General features: G+C 44.4%; 1 protein-coding gene. It reads right to left on the reverse strand.

Going from position 1 to position 1,707, the window contains the following annotated elements; translation table 11 throughout:
- Positions 1-1,707, reverse strand: a 1,707-nt coding sequence (locus MSG34_RS24050; RefSeq protein WP_248339611.1) for a VCBS domain-containing protein, incomplete at both ends; no start/stop codon positions are given.

Here is a 1,707-nt window from a genome sequence, read left to right on the forward strand (position 1 = left end):
TTCTGTCAATGAACCCGTGGTATCTACTGTCAGCTCTGGAGTATCATTGCTACCCTTGATAACAACTTTAATCGTTGTTGTACCTGTACCATCTATAGAGACAACATCGAATTTAAGTACGTGTTTCTCACCTTTAGAGAGAGACTGAACTGCTGTATTATTCGGGTCTGTATCTAACTGGAAGGACCAAGTACCATCAGCAGCAAGTTTGAACTCACCATATTCATTTGTGATGGTCTGTGGCTCCACCAATTCCTGTCCAGCATCAGCGTCAGAGATATCAAGCTCACCTTCCACCAATGTCTTCTTATCTTCTCTGACCACACCGCGATCATTATCGATTGTTGCGATGTCGTTAGTACCAGTAATCGTGATAGTTACAGTTTCAGTATCTGTACCGCCTTTGCCATCATCAACTGTCACGTCATAGCTAAACGTTAGTTTGTCACCTGCATTTAGGAAGTCGACGTCAGTGTTTGCTACTGAGTAATCCCAGCTATCACTACCAACGCTGAAACCGTTTGTTATTACCAACTTCTGCGCATCGGTCAAAGTACCACCGCTCCAAACGATGTCATCGTTGTACTCTTTTTCGACTGTGTGTGTGTCTTTGGCGTCAATATCATTGAATGACAAACCACCACTATCACTAAGAGTCGCACTAGCATCTTCTGTCAATGAACCCGTGGTATCTACTGTCAGCTCTGGAGCATCATTGGTGCCCTTGATAACAACTTTAATCGTTGCTGTACCTGTACCATCTATAGAGACAACATCGAATTTAAGTACGTGTTTCTCACCTTTAGAGAGAGACTGAACTGCTGTATTATTCGGGTCTGTATCTAACTGGAAGGACCAAGTACCATCAGCAGCAAGTTTGAACTCACCATATTCATTTGTGATGGTCTGTGGCTCCACCAATTCCTGTCCAGCATCAGCGTCAGAGATATCAAGCTCACCTTCCACCAATGTCTTCTTATCTTCTCTGACCACACCGCGATCATTATCGATTGTTGCGATGTCGTTAGTACCAGTAATCGTGATAGTTACAGTTTCAGTATCTGTACCGCCTTTGCCATCATCAACTGTCACATCGTAGCTAAAGGTGACTGTTTCATTCGCATTTAGGAAGTCAATTTCAGAGTTCGCTACAGAATAATCCCAACTATCACCATCCACTTTAAAGTTCTTAGTGATAGCATCAGTTTGATCTGCAGTCAGGGGACCTCCACTCCATTGAATATCGCCCTTGTAATTTGAAGTAATAGTATGGCCGCTGTCTGTTGCATCCTTATCGGTGAACGATAGCGAGCCGCTATCAGTCAGCAAACTGTCGGAGTCTTCTGTAACACTACCCTGAGTATCGACTGTCAACGCAGGCTTGTCGTTGGTACCGTTAATTGTGATAGTCACAGTTTCTGTGTCTGTACCACCGTTGCCATCGTCTACCGTCACGTCATAGCTGAAGGTGACCGTCTCGCCTTTCGCTAGGAAATCAACGTCACTGTTAGCAACTTCGTAGTCCCAGCCCGACTTGTCCGTCGTGAACTGAGCAATCAACGTGCCTTTTTGTGCGTCTGTTAACGTACCACCACTCCAAACAATGTCGTTGTTGTAGCTATTGCTAACTGTGTAATCATCAGTTGCATCTTTATCTTCTACAGACAACTCGCCGCTAACACTCAATGTTGCAAGCGTGTCATTCTC

Origin of the sequence: Vibrio sp. 1CM2L, from assembly GCF_023161695.1 — a bacterium.
In the GTDB taxonomy this organism is placed as follows: Bacteria; Pseudomonadota; Gammaproteobacteria; order Enterobacterales; family Vibrionaceae; genus Vibrio; species Vibrio coralliirubri.